At 67.0% G+C, this 22,560-nt stretch carries 25 protein-coding genes; 16 read left to right on the forward strand and 9 right to left on the reverse strand.

Going from position 1 to position 22,560, the window contains the following annotated elements:
* Positions 1 to 11: 11 nt before the first annotated feature.
* Entirely contained in the window at positions 12 to 422 is a 411-nt protein-coding gene (locus F5544_RS22390; RefSeq protein ID WP_167475004.1) for a nitroreductase family deazaflavin-dependent oxidoreductase, read from the reverse strand.
* A gap of 966 nt (positions 423 to 1,388) precedes the next feature.
* Here F5544_RS22390 and trxA point away from each other — a divergent pair.
* The 5 genes from trxA (at position 1,389) to F5544_RS22410 (ending at position 5,064) form a co-directional block, all read left to right on the forward strand.
* Positions 1,389 to 1,724 carry a thioredoxin gene (gene trxA / locus F5544_RS22395; RefSeq protein WP_167475005.1) on the forward strand — a complete coding sequence of 112 codons (336 nt, stop codon included), beginning with the start codon at positions 1,389 to 1,391 and terminating at the stop codon, positions 1,722 to 1,724.
* Positions 1,725 to 1,979, forward strand: coding sequence for a mycothiol system anti-sigma-R factor (locus F5544_RS22400; RefSeq protein ID WP_167475006.1), 255 nt, complete (start codon positions 1,725 to 1,727; stop codon positions 1,977 to 1,979).
* 99 nt (positions 1,980 to 2,078) lie between these two features.
* A complete protein-coding gene (locus F5544_RS46445) occupies positions 2,079 to 3,305 on the forward strand; it encodes a protein kinase domain-containing protein (protein ID WP_238847389.1) in 1,227 nt (408 codons plus the stop codon).
* Positions 3,218 to 4,294 (forward strand): hypothetical protein, encoded by a 1,077-nt coding sequence (locus F5544_RS46450; protein WP_238847390.1) that lies wholly within the window; start codon positions 3,218 to 3,220, stop codon positions 4,292 to 4,294. The genes F5544_RS46445 and F5544_RS46450 overlap by 88 nt, the downstream gene beginning before the upstream one ends.
* A 53-nt stretch (positions 4,295 to 4,347) precedes the next feature.
* Positions 4,348 to 5,064, forward strand: coding sequence for a metal-dependent hydrolase (locus F5544_RS22410; protein WP_167475007.1), 717 nt, complete (start codon positions 4,348 to 4,350; stop codon positions 5,062 to 5,064).
* A gap of 307 nt (positions 5,065 to 5,371) precedes the next feature.
* Here the strand turns inward: F5544_RS22410 and F5544_RS22415 are convergent, their stop codons facing one another.
* A complete protein-coding gene (locus F5544_RS22415; RefSeq protein ID WP_167475008.1) occupies positions 5,372 to 6,523 on the reverse strand; it encodes a phytoene desaturase family protein in 1,152 nt (383 codons plus the stop codon).
* Between the two features lie 88 nt (positions 6,524 to 6,611).
* Between F5544_RS22415 and F5544_RS22420 the strand changes: the two genes are divergently transcribed.
* A complete protein-coding gene (locus tag F5544_RS22420) occupies positions 6,612 to 7,103 on the forward strand; it encodes an RNA polymerase sigma factor (RefSeq protein WP_167475009.1) in 492 nt (163 codons plus the stop codon).
* Positions 7,100 to 7,561: a hypothetical protein gene (locus tag F5544_RS22425; RefSeq protein ID WP_167475010.1), complete on the forward strand. Its 462-nt coding sequence runs from the start codon at positions 7,100 to 7,102 to the stop codon at positions 7,559 to 7,561. Before F5544_RS22420 ends, F5544_RS22425 begins: the two co-directional genes overlap by 4 nt.
* A 1-nt stretch (position 7,562) precedes the next feature.
* Here the strand turns inward: F5544_RS22425 and F5544_RS22430 are convergent, their stop codons facing one another.
* Positions 7,563 to 8,015 carry a MarR family winged helix-turn-helix transcriptional regulator gene (locus tag F5544_RS22430; protein WP_203217635.1) on the reverse strand — a complete coding sequence of 151 codons (453 nt, stop codon included), beginning with the start codon at positions 8,013 to 8,015 and terminating at the stop codon, positions 7,563 to 7,565.
* A 105-nt stretch (positions 8,016 to 8,120) separates the two neighbouring features.
* On the opposite strand from F5544_RS22430, the gene F5544_RS22435 reads away from it, so the two are divergent.
* The 3 genes from F5544_RS22435 to F5544_RS46460 all read left to right on the forward strand — a co-directional run bounded on the left by F5544_RS22435 (position 8,121) and on the right by F5544_RS46460 (position 10,063).
* Complete coding sequence (locus tag F5544_RS22435) at positions 8,121 to 8,819, forward strand: SDR family NAD(P)-dependent oxidoreductase (protein WP_167475012.1); 699 nt, start codon at positions 8,121 to 8,123, stop codon at positions 8,817 to 8,819.
* Between the two features lie 375 nt (positions 8,820 to 9,194).
* A complete protein-coding gene (locus F5544_RS46455) occupies positions 9,195 to 9,776 on the forward strand; it encodes an SMP-30/gluconolactonase/LRE family protein (protein ID WP_238847391.1) in 582 nt (193 codons plus the stop codon).
* Positions 9,777 to 9,808: 32 nt separating this feature from the next.
* On the forward strand, positions 9,809 to 10,063 hold the full coding sequence (locus F5544_RS46460) for a hypothetical protein (RefSeq protein ID WP_238847392.1): 255 nt from the start codon (positions 9,809 to 9,811) through the stop codon (positions 10,061 to 10,063).
* A gap of 12 nt (positions 10,064 to 10,075) precedes the next feature.
* On the opposite strand, the gene F5544_RS22445 is transcribed toward F5544_RS46460, so the two are convergent.
* Positions 10,076 to 10,636, reverse strand: coding sequence for a TetR/AcrR family transcriptional regulator (locus F5544_RS22445; RefSeq protein WP_167475013.1), 561 nt, complete (start codon positions 10,634 to 10,636; stop codon positions 10,076 to 10,078).
* A 74-nt stretch (positions 10,637 to 10,710) separates the two neighbouring features.
* On the opposite strand from F5544_RS22445, the gene F5544_RS22450 reads away from it, so the two are divergent.
* Positions 10,711 to 12,321, forward strand: a complete 1,611-nt coding sequence (locus tag F5544_RS22450; RefSeq protein WP_167475014.1) for an FAD-dependent monooxygenase — start codon at positions 10,711 to 10,713, stop codon at positions 12,319 to 12,321.
* 191 nt (positions 12,322 to 12,512) lie between these two features.
* Here F5544_RS22450 and F5544_RS22455 read toward each other — a convergent pair whose 3' ends face one another.
* Entirely contained in the window at positions 12,513 to 13,601 is a 1,089-nt protein-coding gene (locus F5544_RS22455) for a hypothetical protein (RefSeq protein ID WP_203217636.1), read from the reverse strand.
* 94 nt (positions 13,602 to 13,695) lie between these two features.
* On the opposite strand from F5544_RS22455, the gene F5544_RS22460 reads away from it, so the two are divergent.
* The 3 genes from F5544_RS22460 (at position 13,696) to F5544_RS22470 (ending at position 16,011) form a co-directional block, all read left to right on the forward strand.
* The gene (locus F5544_RS22460; protein ID WP_167475015.1) at positions 13,696 to 14,502 is read left to right on the forward strand and encodes a HugZ family protein; all 807 of its coding nucleotides are present in this window, start codon (positions 13,696 to 13,698) and stop codon (positions 14,500 to 14,502) included.
* An 86-nt stretch (positions 14,503 to 14,588) separates the two neighbouring features.
* The gene (locus F5544_RS22465) at positions 14,589 to 15,095 is read left to right on the forward strand and encodes a VOC family protein (RefSeq protein WP_167475016.1); all 507 of its coding nucleotides are present in this window, start codon (positions 14,589 to 14,591) and stop codon (positions 15,093 to 15,095) included.
* Positions 15,096 to 15,141: 46 nt separating this feature from the next.
* On the forward strand, positions 15,142 to 16,011 hold the full coding sequence (locus F5544_RS22470; protein WP_167475017.1) for a TIGR03619 family F420-dependent LLM class oxidoreductase: 870 nt from the start codon (positions 15,142 to 15,144) through the stop codon (positions 16,009 to 16,011).
* A 95-nt stretch (positions 16,012 to 16,106) separates the two neighbouring features.
* Here F5544_RS22470 and F5544_RS22475 read toward each other — a convergent pair whose 3' ends face one another.
* Positions 16,107 to 16,949, reverse strand: a complete 843-nt coding sequence (locus F5544_RS22475) for a fructosamine kinase family protein (protein ID WP_167475018.1) — start codon at positions 16,947 to 16,949, stop codon at positions 16,107 to 16,109.
* A gap of 204 nt (positions 16,950 to 17,153) precedes the next feature.
* Positions 17,154 to 17,930, reverse strand: a complete 777-nt coding sequence (locus F5544_RS22480) for a helix-turn-helix domain-containing protein (RefSeq protein WP_167475019.1) — start codon at positions 17,928 to 17,930, stop codon at positions 17,154 to 17,156.
* Positions 17,931 to 18,047: 117 nt separating this feature from the next.
* Here F5544_RS22480 and F5544_RS22485 point away from each other — a divergent pair, with 117 nt between their 5' ends.
* Complete coding sequence (locus F5544_RS22485; protein WP_167475020.1) at positions 18,048 to 18,851, forward strand: thioesterase family protein; 804 nt, start codon at positions 18,048 to 18,050, stop codon at positions 18,849 to 18,851.
* A gap of 10 nt (positions 18,852 to 18,861) precedes the next feature.
* On the opposite strand, the gene F5544_RS22490 is transcribed toward F5544_RS22485, so the two are convergent.
* Together F5544_RS22490 and F5544_RS22495 are read right to left on the reverse strand one after the other, a co-directional pair.
* Positions 18,862 to 19,371, reverse strand: a complete 510-nt coding sequence (locus F5544_RS22490) for a mycothiol transferase (protein WP_167475021.1) — start codon at positions 19,369 to 19,371, stop codon at positions 18,862 to 18,864.
* A 373-nt stretch (positions 19,372 to 19,744) separates the two neighbouring features.
* A complete protein-coding gene (locus F5544_RS22495) occupies positions 19,745 to 20,368 on the reverse strand; it encodes a YczE/YyaS/YitT family protein (protein WP_167475022.1) in 624 nt (207 codons plus the stop codon).
* 307 nt (positions 20,369 to 20,675) lie between these two features.
* Between F5544_RS22495 and fadD11 the strand changes: the two genes are divergently transcribed.
* A complete protein-coding gene (fadD11, locus tag F5544_RS22500; RefSeq protein WP_174867614.1) occupies positions 20,676 to 22,496 on the forward strand; it encodes a fatty acid--CoA ligase FadD11 in 1,821 nt (606 codons plus the stop codon).
* Positions 22,497 to 22,560 lie beyond the last annotated feature (64 nt).

Below are 22,560 nucleotides of genomic sequence, written 5' to 3' on the forward strand. Positions count from 1 at the left end.
GATTCCCATAATCAGGCGAGCTTCACTCTCAGATATTGCGTAATCCCTACGCGCTCAAAGGTCCGTCGTCGCTTCAGCGAGAGCATCGGCAAGGCTGTTGCCGCGTCGATCACTTCGGGCTCTGTCACGTCCCGGGTTTCGCCCTCGGCCGATACTGTCGCCCGCCCGGCGGCGAGCACGTTCTGCAGCCAGTCCACTCGGGTCCCATAGCCCAGCGGAATGATGAACCCGTCCTGCACACGATCCGCCCCGACCGGTGTCGAGTACTGTTTACCTGATTTTCTGCCGGTATGCCGGATGACGGCGGCGTACGAGTTCTTTCGCCCGGCAAATGCACCCATGACTGGGTTGAACAAATACTTGTTCGCGATACGAATCGCGCGCAGTAGCGGACGGGGCCAGGTTCCTGGTGCAATCGCCATCTCGCCGATGCTACGCGTCCGTCGGCTGCGATTCTGGGCTCGAAGGCGTTGCTGGTGAATAAGTTTCACCGGAGAGCCAGCTCACCACAATACGTCACTGTGACGTATTGAAGGAGGATGGGCGGATCAGGATCTGGTGCCGCGAATATGCCTCGACCGAGGCAAGCCACACCGATGCCTCAGTTTGGATGAGGGCCGCCTCAGATCCGATGAGGCGGGGACATCAACAGCGACAACAACATTCAGCACACCCAACATCCCAACAGCCCCTCCGTTGTAACGCCGATAATCAACACTATGTCAACCTAGAGTCAAGGCCGCCGGCATACTCCCCGGATCCGCCGCTCTCCCACTCGCGGATAAGGTCGTATGGAAGCGACCTTTGTCGAGCGCCTACCGATGTTGATCATTGACCCATAACGCGAATCCGGGTGAATCCCAGTCGCAGTGCCATTTCGTCCACATATTGTCGAACGACCCGTTGATGCCGGCATCGTCACAATCCCGGTAGCTCGCGTAGACCTGGTACACGTACCACGATTCAGCATGTGCGGTGCCGGCCAAGAATGACACCATCAGGGCACACGCCATCCCCGCACCCTGCAACAGACGACCGCCCCATCGCAATCCCTCTACGAGTTGTCGTGGAAGTTTTTGGGAATCAACGAATCCAAACATAATTCAACCTCTCAGATAATCCCCTGGGAACGGCTCATATATCCATCAGACTTTATATACCCGGTGACACGCTGTCATTGACCGAGTGCGTACGAATCCATTGATTAATTACGCACTTACTCATACCCAGGTGCGGGTTTGGATCTGATGGCATTTCGCAAGGCCATATTTCTTCGGTGCCTCCGGTGACGATCCCACGGCACTACCGGTCTATCCGGGCCGACCCGTGTTTCCCAGATACGGCAACGATCTTTGGAGCTCGCCGAGCGGGGAAGCAAGCTCGACGGTATGGAGTCCCACATTGTCAACGTCACCGATGCGACCTTCGAACAGGAGGTGTTGGACAGCGAGCGGCCCGTGGTGGTGAATTTCTGGGCCACCTGGTGTGGGCCGTGTAAACGGATGGCGCCGATCCTGGAGGAATTCGCGGCCGAAAACCGCGGGGAATTCGTGGTCGTCCGCGTCAACATCGACGAAAACCCGTTCACTGTGCGGGAATACGGCGTCATGGGCGTACCGACGACCGTATTGGTGCGCGAGGGCGCCGAACTCGGCCGCATCGTCGGCGCGGTTCCGAAAAAGGTCCTGCACGAAAGCCTTACCGCCGAACTCGACCGAAAGTAGTTGACCCACATCGGCTGCCACCTGGTCATGGCGCACCGGTGGCTGTTCCTCGACGGCGAATGCGATGACGCCAGGTGGGCGGCACTGGCCGCGCACCTGGCGCACTGCGACACCTGCCTGCTGGAATACCGGTCCGCGGCCGGGCTGAAGGCCGCGCTGCGGCGAGCCTGCGGCTACGAACCCGCACCGGCGACACTCCCCATCCGCGTGCGCCACGCATTGCCATACACCCTTCCCACCCAGGAAACGAGGTAGAGCCGTATAGCGAGCGGCGATAACATAAAAGGTTCGCCCAGCGACGAAGATCATACTTCTCGGAATTGGGCCGGGAACCTTCCATGGGAGCAGGCCGCGATGGAACGTGTCGACCGGATGACGGTCACCCAGAACGCCTTGATGCGACTGGTAGACGCCTTCGCCGGCGCATGGCAAACCGCGGCCGACCCACCCGACCTCGCCGACCACCTCCCTACCGACGCCGCACTGCGCCGCACCGCCCTCATCGAACTCATCAAGGTAGACCTCGACAACCGCTGGGCCCACACCAAGAACGCGCTACGCCTCGCCGACTACCGCGAACGCTTCCCGGAACTCGACACCGCACCGCTGCCACCCGACCTCATATACGAGGAGATCACCGCCCGCAGCCGCGCCTGCGGACATATCGACCTCACCGAATACGAACAGCTCTACCCGCAACAGATGAGCCGCATCTCCGGACAGCTCGCCGACGAGAACTTCCGCACCACCCTGCTGTCCGACCCGACCGCGCTCACCGCACTCGACACCATCACCGCGGGCAGCACCCTCGACGACTTCGACCTGCTCACCGCGCTCGGCCGCGGCGCATTCGCCCGCGTCTTCCTGGCCAGGCAACGATCCATGCAACGACTCGTCGCCGTCAAGATCTCCCGCGACCGCGGCAGCGAACCGCAGACCCTCGCCCAACTCGACCACGAACATATCGTCCGCGTCTTCGATCAGCGCCAACTCCCCGACGAACACCTCAAAATCATGTACATGCAGTACGTTCCGGGCGGCACCCTGCTCGGCGTCCTGCACCACCTGCGCCGCACCCCGGTCGCCCAACGCTCCGGGAAACTGCTGCTCGACGTCGTCGACGCGGCCGTCAACGCCACCGGAGTCAGCGAACCACACCCGTCCGCCACCAGAACCGAACTCGCCCAACTCACCTGGCCCGAAACCGTCGCCTGGCTCGGCGCCCGACTCGCCACCGCACTCGACTACGCGGGCCACCACGGCGTACTGCACCGAGATATCAAGCCCGCCAACGTCTTACTCACCGCCGACGGCCAACCCAAACTCGCCGACTTCAACATCAGCTTCAGCCGCCACATCCCCGGCGCAGGCCCGGCCGCCTACTTCGGCGGATCCCTCGCCTACATGTCCCCGAACAACTCGCCGCCTGCCACCCCACCATGGCCACCACCGCCGCCGACCTCGACACCCGAAGCGACCTGTACGCGCTCGGCATGGTGCTGTGGGAACTGCTCACCGGACGGCTCCCCTTCGCCGACCAACCCGGCGCCGGCGAATCCGACAGCTCCCTGGCCGCCATGATCGACCTGCGCGGCCAACCCATCGAGGCACGCTACGAGGCCATGGCACCCGCCGACTGCCCGCCGATCCTGCGCCACGCCCTGCTCACCTGTCTCTCCCCCGAACCCGCCGACCGCTACGCCAGCGGCGCTGAACTCGCCCACCAACTCCAGCTCAGCCTCGACCGCACGGCCCGCGACCTCGTCGACCCGCCCGCGCGCAGCATCCGAGCCCGCTTCCGGATGCGGCCGATGCCGGTCGTCACGCTGTCCAGCGCGCTCGGCCAGCTGCTCGGCGGACTGTATCTGATGGGGCACAACACCAGGCTGCTGCAGCACACACTCACCGCGTCGGCACAGACCGGGCTGGACCACCTGGCCACGATCGTCATCGCACTCGGCTATCCGCTCGGCGTCGGACTGCTGCTCTACTGGTGCCGACTGGTATTCCTGATACCCGACGGACTGCGCCGCGGAAAACGTTACGACGAGGCGACTTTGGCCCGCGCCCGGGCCGACACCCTGGCATGCGGCGATCGGATCGCCGGTGTCGCGTTCACCGGTTGGCTTGTGGCGCTTGGCATTTTCCTGATCCAGCTACATCGCACAGCCGACCTATCCGCCGGACTGCTCGCCAACCTCATCGCCTCGCATATCGTCGCGGCCGCGGTAGCCGTGGTCTACACCTATTTCCCCGTAACGTTTTTCGTGCTCCGCTGGTACTACCCCGGCCTCGTGGCCGCCGGACACACCTCACCGGAGGACACCGCGCGACTACGTCTGCTCGCCCGCCGCAGCCGCGTCTATCTCGGTGTGGCGGCGTCGGTTCCGCTGATCGGCGTCGCCGCCGGATTGGCCTTCCTCTCCCCCGAGCAACAGCAGATCGTCATCGAATCCATTGTGGCGCTGTGCGTCGTCGGCCTGCTCGCCTTCGTCATCGCGCTGCGGGTGTTCTACACGCTCGATTCCGATCTGCACGCGCTGCGCCGCATCGCCGATCCACGTGACTGACCCGACTATTCCGGTCGGCATGAATTACCTTGTGGTCAACTAACGTTCATCCGGTGCTAGGACATTCTCATGCGACCAGTGGCGCGTTGGCCTGGTCGGCGGCGGCCGTCGCGCTGCCGATCTCGGCGTTCACCTATCCGGTAATCGGCAGCGGCGCGGGCCATCTCGGCATCGTGGACCTGCTGCTCGGTACCTTTCTCACCGCGGGCGCCGCGCTGCTGCCCGACGCCGACCATCCGAACGGATCGATCGCCCATGTCCTGGGGCCGGTTTCACATTTCCTCTGCAAGATCATCTCGAAAGTCAGTGGCGGACACCGGCATGCGACACACTCCTTCGCCTTCGTCGGCCTGGTCGCCTACGGCACCTGGGCCGGTGAGCACTGGCTCGGCCGCAACTTCACCCTCGGACTCGTCTTCTTTCTGCTCGCCCTCGCCGTACGAGCACTCCACCTGTGCCCGCCCGGCAAGGGATTCCAGTCCTACAGCGTGGTGATCGTGCTCGCGGTGGTCGGCACGTTCGCCATGGACCACTGGATCAGCGACAAACCGGCCTGGCTCCCCTTCGCCGTCGGCCTCGGCGCCCTGGCACACCTCGCGGGCGACTGCCTCACCGACCGCGGCTGTCGCCTCTTCTGGCCGTTCGGATGGCGCACCTGCATCCCGATCATCGAACGCACCGGCAACCGGCTCGAAATCTGGGTGCTCTCACCGCTGTTCACCGCGGGGACACTCGCGCTGCTGTGGTTCGCGGTGACTCGTCAGCCGTGAGATTCGGTGTGGCTCAACGGGACTCTCCTGTTGAGCCACACCACCCCGCTCGTCTGAGCGGTCTTTATGTAGTGAGAGGTTTGCTCAACGCAAGGTCGATGAAAGATATAAATTAGTAAATGCGCATATCCCGATTATCATATGTCGGATCCAGGAGCTACTCGGCAATCGAGACTGTATCGACCGCCGGTGACAACATCTGCCCCAGGCGTAGCTGGTTTCGCAAGTACCTCTACTCCCCCGCGAAGGCGACGCCGATCCAGCACTGTCCGCGATCGGCGTCACTCCCCCACTCGAGCGTTGGGAATCAGACTCGTACGCGAGCCTCGGCCGCCGTGGAAGTTTCACCGAGCTCTTGCAAGGCGCGCTGGGCGGCGCTGATCCCGACCTCGCTAAGCAACCCCGGAGCGGCCGACTGGTCCGTGGCGACCGCCAGGGCATTGCCGCGGCCGACGGCCGGGCGGTCGTGCCATGTCGTCCCCGGCAGATCGATGGCTCCGGTGCAGTCGGTGCGAACGGCTCTGCGCTGCCACTCGACCGCGGAGCGCCAGCCGGGCCAGGACAGATCGAGCAGTTCCGCCACCCGGCGTTCCGCATCGGTCTTTCCCTCGCCCGGGGCGCACGCGGCAGAGATCTGGACGAGCTCATGCCCGGGCGGAGCCAGCGTGGAATCGGCGAGGCTGTAGCGGGCGACGTAGATCCGGTTGTCGACATCCAATATGCGGAACCAGGCCGGACCGTTATCGACTCGCAAGCCGAGGTCGAACGTCGCCACGCGGGCGCTGGACCAGGTCAACGACTTGTCACCGGTCAACTGGCGTGCGGTGGCGAGGCTGGTGGCCAGGATCGTCGGGCCGGTGGGCGGCGCGGGTACCCGTGTCTCGGTGTGTATGTGCGCGCCGAGTTCGGCGGCGCGCTCGGCGAGCAGATCGACCAGCGTGGACCATCCGCCGACCACGTACCGGGCGCCACCGGCCATCGCCCGGCGCAGGCGTTCATGGGCGAACGCGGCCGACAGCCGACCGGGGTCGTGGTCGAAGGTGAAGATGAAGACCACTCCGATAATGGCCTCGGCCGTCGCGGCGTCGACGTGCCGCAGCAGCCACGTCCGCAACGATTCCGCCGCGGGCGCCTCATCGGGTAGCCCGGCGATGGCCTGGTCCAGCCAATCCGGCCACGGCGCGAGGCGACCTCCGGCCCGGACCAGGGTCTCGTAGCGCGGCGCCGCCACGATGGGTGGAGTCAGCCCGCGGCGCTCGAGCCACGCCCACCACGGCCCGTCCACGTAGATCGCATGGGCGCCGAGGTTCGCCCGGTAGGGAGCCGCCAGCGTGCGCGCCCGCCCGCCCAGCTGGGAATGCGCCTCGGTGACGGTCACCCGCCAGCCGCGCTCGGCCGCTTCGATGGCGGCGGTGAGCCCGGTCAGTCCGGCGCCGACGATGTGCAGGTCTGTATTCACAAAACAACCTTTCTGTCATGTCCTCCTAGCTGAAGGTGGCGGGAAACCCGCGAAAGGTTCCGGCTGACATTCTTGTAATCTTCCTGGCGTGGACCCGGGGATCGTCGCGGCCGCCCAGCAAGGGGACGCGCTCGCATTGGACCGGCTGCTCGACGAGTTGGCCCCGTACGTCCGCCGATTGTGCGCTCGGATCGCCCCGGCGACGGCCGACGACGCGACTCAGGAGTCTCTGCTGGCGATCTTCCAGGGACTGGCATCGCTGCGCGCCCCCGAGGCGATCATGACCTGGGTCCGGTCGGTCACGGTTCGGACGGCGATCCGGCTGGCCCACCGGGATGATCAAGAGGTCGCCGCGGACGAAACGCTCATCGGCCGGCCCGCCGTCTCGCTGGAAGGTCTGGTGGATATCGATGACGCGCTGGCGCGTCTGCCGGTCGCGCAGCGTGCCGTGCTGATCCTGCGCACCCGAGAAGGTCTCAGCGAACAGGAGATCGCCACCGCGTTGGGGATCCCGATAGGTACCGTCAAGTCCAGACTGCACCGGGCAAGGGCCGCGTTCCGGGAGGAGTGGGAATCGTGAACGATCCGGTGACATCTCGGGATATCGATCCGATCGATCGCCTGGCCGTACTCGCGGCCGCCATGCCGGGCGCCGTCGTCGGGCAGCGTCGCATCGCGGCATCCTTCGATGCGGTGTGGCAGGTCATCGCGGACCTCGAAAACGCGACCGCCCGCTACGAACCCGGCGTGGCCGCTGTCCGCATCACCGAGCGACGCGGGGAATTTCTGCGACTTCTGGTGCGGGACACCGCGGGCCGCGAGGACGCGATGGAGGCCAGGCTCCGGCCGGGCTGGTGCCTGATGCAATCCGACACCATTGTCATCGGCTTCGCCGCCCGCCCCGTCGGTGCCGAGACTCTGCTGGCGCATCTCGAGCACCGGCGCGGGCACACTCCCGTGCCTGGGGACAGCGATGCCGCCCTCGCGAAAATCGACCAGGAACTGCGCACCATCGAACGGCTCGCCACCAACAGCTGACCTACTGGGCCTTGGTGATCACGGTGAGCAGAGCCCTCCTCAGCCGCTCGGCGTCCGGATTCTCCAACGCGGCCAAGAACTTTCGTTCACAGCCGTCGATCACCTCGGCGCCGCGGTCGAGCATGTCGCGCCCCTGCTCGGTGAGCCCGACGGTGTTCTTGCGGCGATCATCGGGCTGGGGTTCGCGTTTCACCCAACCTTTCGCCTGTAGCTGATCGACCAGCGCGACCATGGTCGTCCGGTCGACGCCCAGCAGGTCGGCCACTTCCTTTTGCGAACGTCCCCGCTGCTGGTCCAGGCAGTTCAGGGCCGCCCATTGGTGCGGGCTGATGCCGATCGGCTCCAGCTCCGTCGTCGTCAGCTCGAGGTACCGCAGCTGCGCGTGTTTCAGCAGGTATCCCAGCCGGGGAAGTGCGTCGTCGCCGGGTGGTCGCGGCTGATCGTGGGCGGGCACATCACGAATCATATCTATTTATGATCGTCAGCATTCCTGACGTTCAGCTAACATGACGGATGCGGCGTTGCGTCGCACAGTTTCTCGTTCGCATCAGGGGTGTACATGTCCAAATCAATCGCAGTATTCGGTGCCGGACCCGGCCTCGGGCAAGCCGTCGCCCACCGGTACGCAAAGGAGGGCTACGACGTTGTGCTCGTCGCCCGGCGCAGACAACCGCTCGAAGCGTTCGCCGAAAGCCTGACCGGCGTGACCGCGTACATCGTCACCGCCGATCTCGCCGACACCGAGGCCGTACCCGACTCGGCCGCGCGGATTCGCGAGATGGTCGGCGACCTCGATGTGCTCTACTACGGCGCCGCGGCCAACGGGTTCATTCCGGTACTCGACCTGACACCCCAGCGCGTGCGGGATCTCATGCCACTGGGTGTCTATTCGTTACTCGCGCTGGTGCGAGAGTTCTTGCCGCACATGATCGAACAGCGCTCCGGTGCGATCCTCAGCGCGCAGGGAGCCAGCGCGACGCAGGGCTATCCGCACGTGTCCGGCGGGCTCGCGATCGCCGCTCAGCGCAACTACCTCCAGGCCCTCCATGCCGAGGTGGCCGATAAGGGCGTCTACGTCGGCGGTCTCTACATCGGCGCGGCCATCAAGAACACGCCGTTCCACGCCTCGATGGAGGCGGCGAAGGCCGCAGGTGAACCCGTGCCGCAGATTCCCGTCGCCGATCCGGAACAGCTCGCCGATCTGCTCTGGAATATGCACGACACCAAGGGCGAGGCCGAAGCCAGATACCCCGCGTAAGCGAATCCGCCTGCGCACGAAACCAATTCGCGATCCCCGGCCCGATCAGGGGCTCCGATTCGTCTGAGCCCCTCCCCTCCCGGCTAGGTTCTTGAGGGGTTGGAATCGTGAGGTTATCTGGGATGGTGAAAGCAACATAGTTAGATGCGCATATCTACATTTCCAGATGTTGTAACCTGAGTCGTGGGGACGACCGTTTCCCCGGGACTCCCGCTTGCCGGATCGTTAATCTGAGGCATGGGTACCTCACCGGTGATGCGGCCACAGCGCTGGACACCTCCCCCGGCTCCGGATCGCGCACGTCGAACCCGCAGTGCCCCACCGCTTCCCGAGCCGCGCCGAATCGAACTTCCCGGCACGGGTCCCGAGGATGTGGTGCTCACCGCTGACGGACAGGTGATCGCAGGTCTGGCCGACGGGTCGGTGCTGCGAATAGACCCGTCGGACGGCACCGTCACCACCATCGCCGATACCGGCGGCCGCCCGCTCGGATTGCACGCTGACCCCGACGGTTCCGTCCTGATCTGCGATGCCGCCCGCGGCCTGCTGGAGCTGCACCCCGATGGATCCATCGAGGTGCTGGTGGACGAGATCGACGGCGCCCCACTCCCCTTCGTCAGCAACGTCGTTCGCGATACCGACGGCACCATCTACTTCTCCGCCTCGACCACCCGCTACAGCCTCGCCGAATACATGGGTGATCTGCTCGAGCATTCCGAAACGGGCCGGCTGTTCCGCCGCGACCCGTCCGGAAAGGTGCAGACCCTGCTCGACGGGTTGAAGTTCGCGAACGGTGTCGTCCTCTCCCCGACCGGTCCTGTGTGGTGGTCGCCGAAACCGCGGGCTATCGGCTGTCCCGCTATTGGCTCACCGGACCGAAGGCGGGCACCCGGGATTTCCTCATCGAGAACCTTCCCGGATTCCCCGACAATCTCGGTCTCGGCAGCGACGGGCTGATCTGGGTCACCCTGCCGACGGCACGAAATCCGTTGCTGGACCGGTTCCTTCCGCTGCCGGGCATCCTGCGGCGGGTGGTTTGGGCGCTGCCGGAATGGGTGCAGCCGAAACCGGCCCGCACGGTGTGGGTGCTCGCGGTCGATTTCGACGGTAATGTCGTGCACGATCTGCAAACCGATGGCGCGAACTTCTCGTTTGTCACCGGCGTCGCGGAACGGGACGGCACGCTGTATCTCGGCAGTCTCACCGAGCACGCGATCGCCATCAGCCGGATACCGACGGCCTGATTCGGAAAACCATTACTCCAGAAACCCGCGCAGGACCGCGTGCGCGATAGCCGCCGTGTCGAGCGCGGGTACGTCGAGGGCGACGCGGTCGAGCGCGATCCCGGTCAGCAGCGACACGATCGCGTCGACCTGGTCGTCGGTGGCGTGCGGGTATGCGGCGCGAATCTGCTCGGCGCGGGTGCGCACGGTGACCGCGCGCAGCTCCCGCATGAGGTGTGCCAATTCTGGGTCGCGCGCCGCTTCCACGGAGAGTTCGAAGCGGGCCAGATAGCGATTGCGGGCCGGTCCGTTGCCGGCGTCGACGGCCTCGGCCAGTAGGTCCGCCACCTGGTGCGACGTAGCGGAAGTGCTTGCGGGGCGCTGCTTTTCGGCCTCGGTCTGCTGGTCGAGGATACGCCGCGCGATGGCCGCGTACAGCGCGGTGCGGGTCTTGAAGAAGTTCGAGGTGGTGCCCACCGGGACACCGGCGGCCGCGTCGACGGCGCGATGCGTCACGCCGTCGAGTCCGACGTCGTCGATCATCCGCAGTGCGGTGTCGGCCAACAGTTCTCGTCGATCGGTCTTTCTCGGCATGCCTTGATCTTACTACATCGTAGTATTACCTTGTTGTACTACAACGTAGTAACACGGGCTCGAGGTTGATTCTCATGACACAAGGCAAAATTCACGACATCAATGTTCTCGTGGTGGGCGCGGGCCCGACCGGCCTCACCCTGGCCGTCGAACTCGCCCGCTGCGGCGTGACCCATTTGGTGATCGATAGCAATGCGGCTCCTGCCGTCGGCTCGCGCGGCAAGGGTTTGCAACCCCGCAGCCTGGAGGTGCTCGACGACCTCGGTGTAGTCGACGAGATGCTGGCGCACGGCACCACCGGGCTCCCGCTGCGCATGCACCAGGGCCCGGAACTCACCGTCGAGCTGGCCACCGCCGGTTCCGGTCCGCGCCCGGGCATCCCCTACCCCGACCTGGTGCTGTTGCCGGAGTGGCGGGTGGAACAGATACTCCGCGACCGGCTTTCCGGCCTCGGCGGCGAGGTCGTCTTCGGCGCCACGCTGACCTCGTTCGAGCAGGATGACGCGGGCGTAACCGCGACGCTGGACAACGGCGAGACGGTGCGGGCCCGCTATCTGATCGGCTGCGACGGCGGGCACAGCACCGTCCGGCGCCGACTCGGTGCCACCATGGCCGGACGTACGCACGCCGACCAGTACTTCCTGGTCGGCGACGTGCGAGTGGCCGGTCTCGCCGATGATGCCGCCTACGCCTGGTTCACCGAAGACGGTGGCTACCTTGCTGTTTCACCACTGCCGCAGGCCGACGGCGCCTGGCAGTTCCAAGCCAATGTGGTGCCGGGTCTCGATGGATCGGTACCCGAGCCGACCTTGGAGATCTTCCGTGAGCTGTTCGCGGCCCGCTCCGGACGCACGGATGTCGTTCTCGCCGAGGCGAGTTGGCTGTCGCGCTATCGCTTCAACGCGCGCATGGTCGAGCACTACCGGCATGGGCGGGTCTTCCTCGCCGGTGACGCCGCGCACGTGCATTCCCCCGCGGGCGGACAAGGCATGAACACCGGCATCCAGGATGCCTACAACCTCGGCTGGAAGCTCGCCGCCACGCTCGGCGGCGCATCCGACGATCTGCTCGACAGCTATGAGCTCGAGCGAATCCCGGTGGCCGCCAAGGTACTTTCCGATAGCTCGCGCGGTTTCGAATCGGTCTTCGCGCTGCGTGGCATGCGCCGCTTCCTGCGCGATCACCTGATCTTCCCGCTGGTGCGGCGACCGGCCGTCATGCGCCGGCTGCTCACCAAGACCAACCAACTCTCCATCGGCTACCCCGACTCGCCACTCACCGTCGCCGCGACCGAGCGCCACCGCGGCCCGCGCCCCGGCGACCGCGCACCCGACGCCCGCGGCCGCACCGCCGATGGCACGCCGATCCGGCTGTTCGACCTCATCCGCGGAACCGATTGGACCGTCCTGGGATTCGGGCCCGAGACCCGCGGGGCACTGCGGCAGCTCGAGGCCACGCAGGTGCGCGCCCACCTGATCGTGGACTCCACTGCGGCAGCGAACGGATTCGCATCGGTACTGGTCGGCACGCAGGCACGGCACCTGTTCCGGGCGCGCCTCGGAACCCTGATCCTCATCCGTCCCGACGGCTACCTGGCCGCGCGCACCAGCGACGCCGACGTTCTCGTCGACTACCTCGCGGGCGTGCTGCCGCGGGGCGCACGTCGAACCCCGGCATTGGTTTGATCCGGAGTCGGTTGGGGTTATTCGACCGGCCTCCTGGATGCCGTTCGGTACCGGACAGATTCCGGAACCGGCTTCGGCCTCTCACCGGCACCTGCACGACAGTGGCATGCGCCGGTTCGGATCGGCTGTGCCGCAGGCGTGTTCGGTCGCACCGTGCGCCAACCGGACTCGACTCGGGTGCCCGGGAAGTGTCAGAACAGGCGCGCGCGGTGGGTGTCGGCCTCGACGCGGACGTCGGCGATGAACTGTTCCTCCGCGTCGTCGTCCTCGCCGTGTGCGATGTAGAGGAGCAGGCAGCCGCGGATGCCGTCGAGGAGGTCTTCCAGCAGGTCGAGGGCGGGGCGTACCGGGTCGAGCCTGCTGATCCGGAATTCGGCGAGCGCGGCCTCGCGGGCGGCGGCGTCGTAGTCGTATTTGCGTGCCTGCTCCTCGATTTCGGCGACGCGGGCGACGACGCTCCACGGTGCGGGCACATGTCCTTCGGCGACGGCCATGGCTTCGGCGATCAGGTCGACGACCACCTCGGTGGGGGTTTCGCCGGAGGTGAGCCGCTCCAGCACCATGGTCGGGGTTTCCACCTGGAGGGCCTCGATGTCGTCGGCCTCGGCGATCACGTCGGGTGTCGGCAGGCCCGCGAGTTCGGCGGCGGCCTCCGCGGCGGCGTAGAGCCAGTGGGCGGCGGCGACGGAAGCGGAGGCGGGATCGAGTTCGGTGAACAGTTCGATGGTGCCGAGCGGGTCGGCGCGCAGCAGGTCGTCGGCGGCCTGTACCTGGGCCGGGGACACGTCGGGGCGGGACAGTTCGACGGCTTGGCGGGCGCGGCCGGACAGGTCGCCGAGTTCGGCGGATTCGATGGCGGCCTGTTCGTGGCGGACCTCGTCGAGGATGGTGGCGCGCAGGTCGGCGTCGTTGATGGCGTGCAGGACGCGGCCGACTCGGTGCGCGGATTCGATGACGCCGCTGTATGAGACGACGAGTCCGTGTTCGGTGGGCAGGTTGGGGTTGCGCAGGCCCGCCTCGACCTCTTTGAAGTTGCGGCGTTCTTCGGCGCGGCGCCAGGCTTCGCTGTTGGGCACGTCGGGGTCGCCTGCCGCGCTGGCCGGGTGGGTGTATGTGCGCCACTGGAAGCGGGACAGCGTGGTGAGGTTCGACGCCAGATCCGTTGCGTGCTCGGCGTTCAGCGGCGGCAGCGTCGCGACGATTTCGGCGAGGTCGCCGCGGCCTGTCGCCCAGGTGGCGACGAGTGCGTTGCGGTCGGTGTCGAAGGCGTATCGGGTCACCGGGCAAGTCTGGCGGATCCGCGGCGGTTCCGCTCGGGCAATTGGGGTGTTTCTGTTTCCGGGCGCGGCGTTTCGGCGTGGCACGCTGGAGGATATGACACTCGATCACGGTGACCCCGGTGATGCCCCTTCGGTGCCGCCGCCGACCGCGCGGCTGGACAATCCGGCTCGTCCCTCGGCGGCCGAGGAGGCCAGAACCGTTGCGGCGGCGACGAATACGGCTACGTTGGCGAGTTTGAGCGCGGATGGCGGGCCGTGGGCGTCATTCGTGATGTATGGCCTGTTGGCGGGCCAGCCGGTGCTGTGCGTGTCCCGGCTGGCCGAGCATGGGCGGAATCTGGCGGCCGATCCGCGGGCCAGTGTCGCGATCGTGGCGCCGGATCCGCCGTTGGATCCGTTGGCGGGTACCAGGATCACGCTGGCGGGTGTGGTGGAGCGGCCCGCGGGCGCGGAGGCGGATGCGGCGCGGGAGGCGCATCTGGCCGCGGTGCCCGCGGCGGAGCACTACATCGATTACAGCGATTTCTCGCTGTGGGTGTTGCGGGTGCGGCGGATCCGGTGGGTCGGCGGGTACGGGCGGATGGATTCGGCGACGGCCGAGGAGTATGCGGCGGCGGAGCCGGATCCGGTGGTTCCGCTGGCGGGCCGGGCCATCTCGCATCTGAACGACGATCACGCCGATGCGCTGGTGGCGATGGCGCGGCGGCTCGGCGGATATCCGGATGCGACGGCGGCGGCGTGTGAGCGTGCGGACCGGTACGGGTTGGATCTGCGGGTGAGTACGCCGCGCGGGGTGGCGCGGACCCGGGTGGGTTATCGGGCTCGGATCGACGATATCGACGAGTTGCGTGCCGCGACGGTCGAATTGGCGCGGCGGGCGAAGGGACGTCAGGGTTCGTAGAGTCCGTATATCCTGCACCGTGGAAGCGAATGATCCGGTGGTGCATCGCGTTTCCGGGTACGACGAGCGCGAGGTGAGTGCGGCCGATGATCATCGCCGAGGGGCCGATCTTCCAACTCTGCTGGGTGGTGGCGGATCTCGCCGCCGCGCGGCGCGAGTTCAGCGAGCGATACGGCGTCGCGGAGTGGTTCGCGATACCCGATGTGCGCTTCGGTCCGGAGTCGGGTGAATTGCGTGGTGCGCCCGCCGATTACACGATTTCGGTGGCGCTCGGGTATGCCGGTGGTCAGCAGTTGGAGCTCATCGAGCCCGGGTCGGGTGCGAGCCTGTATCGGGAGCAGCTGGATCGGTCCGGTCCGGGGTTGCATCACATCGCCTGGGTGCCCGCGGATTTCGATGCGGCGCTGGTCGCCGCGCGGCGGGCCGGGCGCGAGCTGGTCGCGCGCGGGTCGTTCGGCGGGATCGGTATGGAGTTCGCCTATTTCGATGGTGGTCCGCTCGGTTCGTATGTGGAGCTGATGCGGTTGTCGCCGCGGATGCGGACGATATTCGACCGGTTGATTCCGGAGGGGTACACGAATCCATGGGTGTAGGAACGGATTCGGGGCGGCGGGCCGCACAGACGAAAGGCGAATGATCATGCGCTTCACCTACGCGGAGACGATGACCGATCCGTCCTACTATGTTCTGCTGGCCAGGGCGGCCGAGGCGGCGGGGTACACGAGTATGGCGGTGGCCGACAGCATCGCTTATCCGCGCGATTCCGACGCCACCTACCCGTATACGCCGGATGGTGGCCGAGAGTTCTTGGAGGACAAGCCTTTCGTGGAGGCGTTCGTGTTGAGTGCGGCCATGGCGGCCGCGACGACGACGCTGCGGTTCACGCCGTTCGTGTTGAAGCTGCCGATCCGGCCGCCGGTGTTGGTGGCCAAGCAGGCCGCGTCGGTGGCGGCGTTGAGCGGCAATCGTTTCGGGCTCGGTGTCGGGATAAGCCCGTGGCCGGACGATTTCGAGATCATGGGCGTGCCGTTCGACGGGCGCGGTGCGCGGATGGATGAATGCATCGATATCGTGCGCGGGCTCACCGCGGGTGGTTACTTCGAATTCCACGGGCGGTTCTACGATATTCCGCCGATCAAGATCAATCCGGTGCCGTCGGAACCGCTGCCGATCCTGGTCGGCGGGCACAGTGGGCCCGCGCTGCGGCGGGCCGCCCGGCGCGGCGACGGCTGGATGCACGCGGGCGGCGACCCGGCCGAACTCGACCGGCTGCTGGCCGAACTCACCGCGCTGCGGGCCGAATACGGCACCCGCAAGGATTTCGAGGTGCATGTCATCTCGCTGGACGGATTCACCGTCGACGGTGTGAAACGCCTGGAGGACAAGGGTGTCACCGATGTCATCGTCGGTTTCCGCAACCCGTACACCACCGAGCCCGACACCCAATCCCTCGATGCCAAGATCGGCCAGCTGGAGCGGTTCGCCGAAAGTGTCATCGCTCGCTGCTGAATGCCGTGAACCGGCCTGGGCGGACAATATCAGCCGTAGATAGGCGGAAATCCCGCGAACAGGCTCGAAATTGTCCGTTCAGGCCGGTTGGTGCGCTAAACGGCGAGCGCCGCTTCGGCGGCGGCGAGCGTTTGGCGGCGGTAGCCGGGACCGAACAGGACGACGTGCACCAGGAGGTGGTGCAGTTGATGCAGCGGGACGCGGGTGCGCCAACCGTCGGCGAGCGGGTGGACCTCGTTGTACGCGGACAGGATTCGGTCGAGGTGGGGCGCGCCGAAGAGGGCGAGCATGGCGAGGTCGGTTTCGCGGTGGCCGCCGTGTGCGGCCGGATCGATGAGCACGACGCGGTCCGGGGTCCAGCGCAGGTTGCCGGACCACAGGTCGCCGTGGATGCGGGCGGGCGGTTCGGGTGGTCCCGCGATCACATCGATCCGGTCGATCACGCGTTCCAGCAGGCGGACGCCGTCGACGCCGAGATGGGTCGCGGCGCGCGGAAGATACGGTGCGAGACGGTATTCGGCATACCAGCGGCCCCACGGGCCCGCGCTCGGCGTGTTGTCGAGGGGCAGTTCGGCGATCCAGCCGGGCCACGGCGCGCCGTAGGAATCGGGCGAATTCGCGTGCAGCGCGGCAAGTTCCCGACCGAACCGGGTAGCGGCGGCGGGTGTCGGCGCGACCTCGGGCAACCACGGCAGCACCAGCATCGAGGCATCGACGCCGAGTACCTCCGGTACGAGTTCCGCTGAGCCTTCCGCCAGCCAGCGCAGCCCGGCCGCCTCGGCCGCGAACACCCCGGCGTCATCCGATGCCTTCACGAACACCATTCGGCCATCGGATAATTCGGCTCGAAATAGGGTCCAGGCGTGACTCGCGCCGAGCCCGGTCAGCGTCCGCACCGGGACGCCGAGCAGTTTTGCGATATGGGTTGCGTGGTCCATCGCACCTCCACCTTCCAGAGCCATCCGAGCCATCCACCGGAATCAGACCTCGGCCCGATGCAAGTGCCTAGTGGCCGACACACCTTCGTCGTCTCCTGTTCCAGCTCGGTGACGAGACCGATCCGGGCGCCGGGTTCATCGCATCCGCAGTGTTCGGATGCCCGGTGGCGAAGCGGCACGAATTATCTTCTCGGCCAGCTGGTGTCACCGTAGTTCGGTCAGGTACCGCTGCGTCTGCTGGTCGGCGGGGAAGAACGATTCGATCGCCAGTTCGGCGACGGTCACGTTCATGGGCGTGCCGAAAACCGTTGTCGCGCTGATGAACGACAGTTCGCGTCCGTCGTGGCGCAGCCGCATCGGCACCACCGCCTGATCCGGGTCGGGCAGCTCCGGATCGGCCTCCCCGCCGGGATAGGACAGCATTTCGTCGCGGAGTTCGGCGAACTCGGGCGTGCCGGTGACCTCGATCTGACGGTTCAGCCGGGCGAGCAGGTGGCCGCGCCATTCGGGCAGGTTGATAATCCACGGTGCCATGCCGTCGGGGTGCAGGCTCAGCCGCAGCGCGTTCACCGGCGCGGTGAGCAGCCTCGAGTCGATGCCGGTCAGCAGCAGCGCGACGCCCTTGTTTGCGTCGATCATGTTCCAGCACTGGTCGATCGCGAGCGCGGGATACGGCTCGTGCCCGGCCAGTATCTGGCGCAGCGCGCCGCGCACCGCGTCCATCGCGGGCGTGTCCAGGGAGGGTTCGGCGTAGGCGGGTGCGTAACCCGCGGCCAGCAGCAACCGGTTGCGTTCGCGCAGCGGAATGTCCAGATGCTCGCAGAGGTGCACGAGCATGGCCCGGCTCGGTGTCGAGCGGCCGGTTTCGATGAAGCTGAGATGACGGGCCGAGGTCTCGGCGCGTCCGGCCAATTCCAGTTGGCTGAGCCTGCGTTCGAGGCGCCAATGCCGCAGCAGGTCACCGGCTGTCTGGGTACTCATCGTGCCGATCCTAGGAAGATCGGTGCGGCGTAGCCATTACCTCGCGGGTAATGGCGCCCGCCGACATGCCGGATCCGGCGCACCGGAGGATGATCATTACCGACGCGAAAGGAGTCGATGTTGACCACCACCGCCCACTACGCCTACGACACCGATACCGCGAATACCCGGGTCGCCGAACACGAGTACGCGCTCGACCTGTCCGATCGATGGCATACCCCCGCGGGCATCGCGAACGGCGGTTACCTGCTCGCGAGCACCCTCCGGGCGCTGCATCGGGATATGGCGCAACCGGATCTGCTCGTCGCGTCCGCGCACTACCTGCGCCCCGGCACCGCGGGCCCGGCCCGCGTCCGCACCGAAGCGATCCGGGCCGGGCGCCGCACGGCGACCGGGCAGGCGAGCCTGTTCCGCGACGAACGCGAAATCCTGCGTGTGCTGGCCACTTTCACCGACCTGTCCACCGCCGCCGGGCCGACATCGATCACCGGGCGGGCGCCAGACCTGCCCGCGCCCGAGGAGTGCACCGACCCGCTCGCCGCGGGCCTCGAACTGCCGCCCATCGCCCGGCGCGTGCAGACCCGGATGCCGAAGGTGCCCGGATTCCTGCGCGGCGAACCCGGCGGCACCAGCGCCAACGAATTCTGGCTCCGATTCGCCGACGGCCGCGACGCCGACCCGATCGCGCTGGCGATGCTGGTCGATTCGACGCTGCCCGCGGTATTCGACCTCGGCACCGTACCCGCCTCGGCCACCGTCGAACTCACCGTGCACATCCGCAACCGTCCGGCACCGGGCTGGCTGGCCTGCCGGGTGGCCACCCGCTACCTGATCGACGGATACCACGAGGAGGATTTCGAGATCTGGGACAGCACGGGCACTTTGGTGGCGCAGTCGCGGCAGCTGTCGCTGATTCCCTGATTCGCGCGGTTCAGCCGATGCGGCCGAGTACGCCGCGCAGGTATGCCGCCTGGCCTGCGTGCTGCAGATCGTCGGAGATGACGCTGACCAACCGCACCGCGAGCGTCACCGGCGGATCCCAGCGGGTGTCGACGATGCGGGGCAGGTCGGCGTCGGTCAGGCCGCGTACGTAGCGCAGGGTCCGCTCGTGCACCGCGTCGTAGTAGCCGGTGAGCAGTTCGGCCGAAACCCGCACCGCGGCAACGTCGTCGGCGGAATCACCGTAGCCGGTGGCGCGCTTGTCGAACGGCAGGGCGAACCGGTCGTACCAGCCGTTGGCGGTCCACACCTGCTCCATGCCCGCCACCTCGGACACGTGATCGTCCTGCACCCGGGTGAGATGCCAGATGAGCCAGGCGATCGTATTCGCGCCCGGATCCACCCGGTAGGTCAGCTCCGCCTCGGACAGTCCGTCGACGGCGGCGTGCACCTCTTCCCTGATCCGTTCGAAGGCGTCGGTCAGCACCTCGGCACTGGTCATGATGGTCGGCTCCCTTCGGCCTCGCGGATATTGCACCGACGACGGTAGTCCGATGCGAAACCAGCCAGGGCGCAGGGGCTCTCGCCGAACCGACTCCCGTGCGTGGCACTCGCCCAAGTGGCGCTGCCGGGCGGACCTCGCCCTCAACCCGCCAGACCGAGCTCTCAGGCGAGGCACTCACCTAAAGAGGCGGAACCGGACGACAGCCCGCACCGAGCCGAGCAACTGCGCGAGGCACTCGCTTAAAGCGCGCTGCCAGCCGGAGCTCGCCCTCAGCCCGCGCCGAACCGAGCTCCTGGGCGAAACACTCGCCGAATTGGCGCTGCCGGGCGGAGCCCGCGCTGGGCCGAGCTCCTGGGCGAGGACTCGCTCATCAGGCGGTGACGGCCGCGGGTTCCGCCGGACGACGGTCGGGGAAGCCGGGCAGCCAGCGGCTCACCAGCGGGATGAACAGCTGGATCAGCGGGCCGATCCCGAACGCGTACACCAGGGTGCCGATGCCGACGCTGCCGCCGAGTAGCCAGCCGGTGACCAGCACCGTCACCTCGATTCCGGTCCGGACCACGCGCACCGACCGGCCGGTGCGCCGCACCAGGCCGGTCATCAGTCCATCGCGCGGGCCCGGGCCCATTCCGGCGCCGATGTAGAGGACGGTCGCGATGGCGTTCAGCAGCACCGCGGCGGCCATCGCGGCGATCCGCACCGGCAGCCCCGGCCACGGCGGCAGCAGCGCCAGGCCCGCGTCGACGGACAGCGCGATCACCACCACATTGCTCACCGTGCCCAGACCGGGCTTCTGCCGCGACGGAATCCAGGCCAGCAGCACCAGCGCCCCGGTGGCCGCGGTCACCGCGCCGAAGCTGACCGGCACGTGCCGGGCCACACCTTGATGGAACACATCCCACGGATCCAGGCCGAGCCCGGCCCGCACCATCACGGCCATCGAGAACCCGTACAACCACAACCCGGCGTAAAGCGCCAGCAGACGACGAACCATGCCGCCAGCCTTCCGGACAACTGGACGGCAAATACAGAGCCAATCAGTAATGACTGGCCTGACAACCGGACCGCCGCGACCGCGGATCCTTCCGCGCACGCGAGATCCGCCGTATGCCGGATCATCGCTGAAAACTCGTGCGGCGCAAGCTCTTCTCCGACCTGGGAAGCCGGAAATCTATTGGTATGCGGAAGATCCCGATCGAATCCGCGGCGGCGGCCGGGCGCGAAATTATGCGAATTGTCCACTCGCGGCCCGGTTCCCCACCTACCGTCACAGTAAAAGAGCACGGCCGTACCGAACGAGGCTGACGATGACCGAACCGAATACCCTCTGTGCCGCTTTCCAGCGTGTCGCCGCGATCGATCCCGGCGCGGTCGCCGTCCGATCCATCGGCGGCACAACGTCATTGACCTGGCGCGACTACGCCGACGAGGTGCGCGCGGTGGCGGCGGGTCTCGCGGGCCTCGGCATCGGCCGGGGCGATACGGTCGCGCTGATGATGGCCAACCGCGTCGAGTTCTATCCGCTGGAGGTCGGCGCACAGCACGTCGGCGCGACCTCGTTCTCGGTGTACAACACGCTGGCCCCCGAGCAACTGGCCTACGTCTTCGCCAACGCGGGCAACAGGGTGGTGTTCTGCGAGGAACAGTATGTCGAGCGCATCCGCGGCTGCGGCGCGCCCATCGAAACCATCGTCTGCATCGACGGCGCCCCGCCGGGCACCATCGGCGTCGACGAACTGAAGGCCTCGGCCCCCAACGATTTCGACTTCGATGCGAGCTGGCGGGCGGTACGTCCGGACGATATCGCCACCCTCGTCTACACCTCCGGTACCACCGGCAACCCCAAGGGCGTCGAGGTGACCCACGCCAATCTGCTCGCCGAGGCGGTCGCCTTCACCGCGGTGCTGCCGGTGGCCTTCGGCGACCGCCAGACCTCCTACCTGCCGACCGCGCATATGGCCGACCGGCTCACCGCCCTGTACCTGCACGAAATCTATGGCAGCCAGCTCACCGTCGTGCCCGATCGCGCGCAGCTGCCCGCCGCGCTCGTCGACACCAGGCCGACCATCTGGGGCGCGGTGCCGCGGGTCTGGGAGAAGTTCAAGGCCGCCATCGAATTCTCGGTCGCCAGCGAATCCGATCCGGCCACCCGGGCCGCGCTCGAATGGGCGCTCGGCGTCGCGGCCCGCAAGGCCGACGCGAAACTGCGCGAGGCGCCCGTCGACGCCGAGCTGGCCGCCGAATGGGACAGGGCCGACCGCCTGGTGCTGTCCGGTATTCGCGCGAAACTCGGCCTGGATCAGCTGAAATGGGCACTATCCGGCGCCGCGCCCATCCCGCCGCAGACGCTGGCCTTCTTCTACGGCCTCGGCATCTCGATCTCCGAGGTCTGGGGCATGTCCGAACTCAGCTGCGTGGCCAGCGTCAGCCCGCCGCACGAGATCCGGCTCGGCTCGGTCGGGCGCATGCTGCCCGGTATGCAGGCCAGGGTCGCCGAGGACGGTGAATTCCTGGTGCGCGGCCCGCTGGTGATGCGGGGTTATCGCAAGGATCCCGAGCACACCGCCGAGGCCGTCGACGCCGACGGCTGGCTGCACACCGGCGACATCCTCGACGTGGACGGCGACGGCTATCTGCGGGTGGTCGATCGGATGAAGGAACTCATCATCAACTCCGCGGGCAAGAATATGTCGCCCGCCAATATCGAGAACGCGATGAAGGCCGCGACGCCGCTCATCGGCGCCATCGCCGCCATCGGCGACAACCGCCCGTACAACACCGCGCTGGTGGTGCTCGACGCCGACTCCGCCGAACCCTATGCGGCACAACACGGTTTGGCCGATGCCTCGCCCGCCGCGCTGGCCGCCGACCCGGGTGTGCTCGCCGAGATCGCGCGCGGTATCGCCGAGGGGAACGCGACGCTGTCGCGGGTGGAACAGATCAAGCGGTTCACCGTGCTGCCCACCTTCTGGGAGCCCGGCGGTGACGAGGTGACGCTCACGATGAAGTTGCGGCGCAAGCCGATTGCCGCCAAGTACGCGACGGAGATCGATCGCCTCTACGCCGATGATCCGGCGGATTCGGTGCGCGAACCGGCGGCGGGCGCACCGGCCGCGAGCTGACTCGGACCTTTCCGGCTTGCCACCGGTTCGCCGCGCTGATAGAACGATCCCGGCTCGGGGATCG

Origin of the sequence: Nocardia arthritidis, from assembly GCF_011801145.1 — a bacterium.
In the GTDB taxonomy this organism is placed as follows: domain Bacteria; phylum Actinomycetota; class Actinomycetes; order Mycobacteriales; family Mycobacteriaceae; genus Nocardia; species Nocardia arthritidis_A.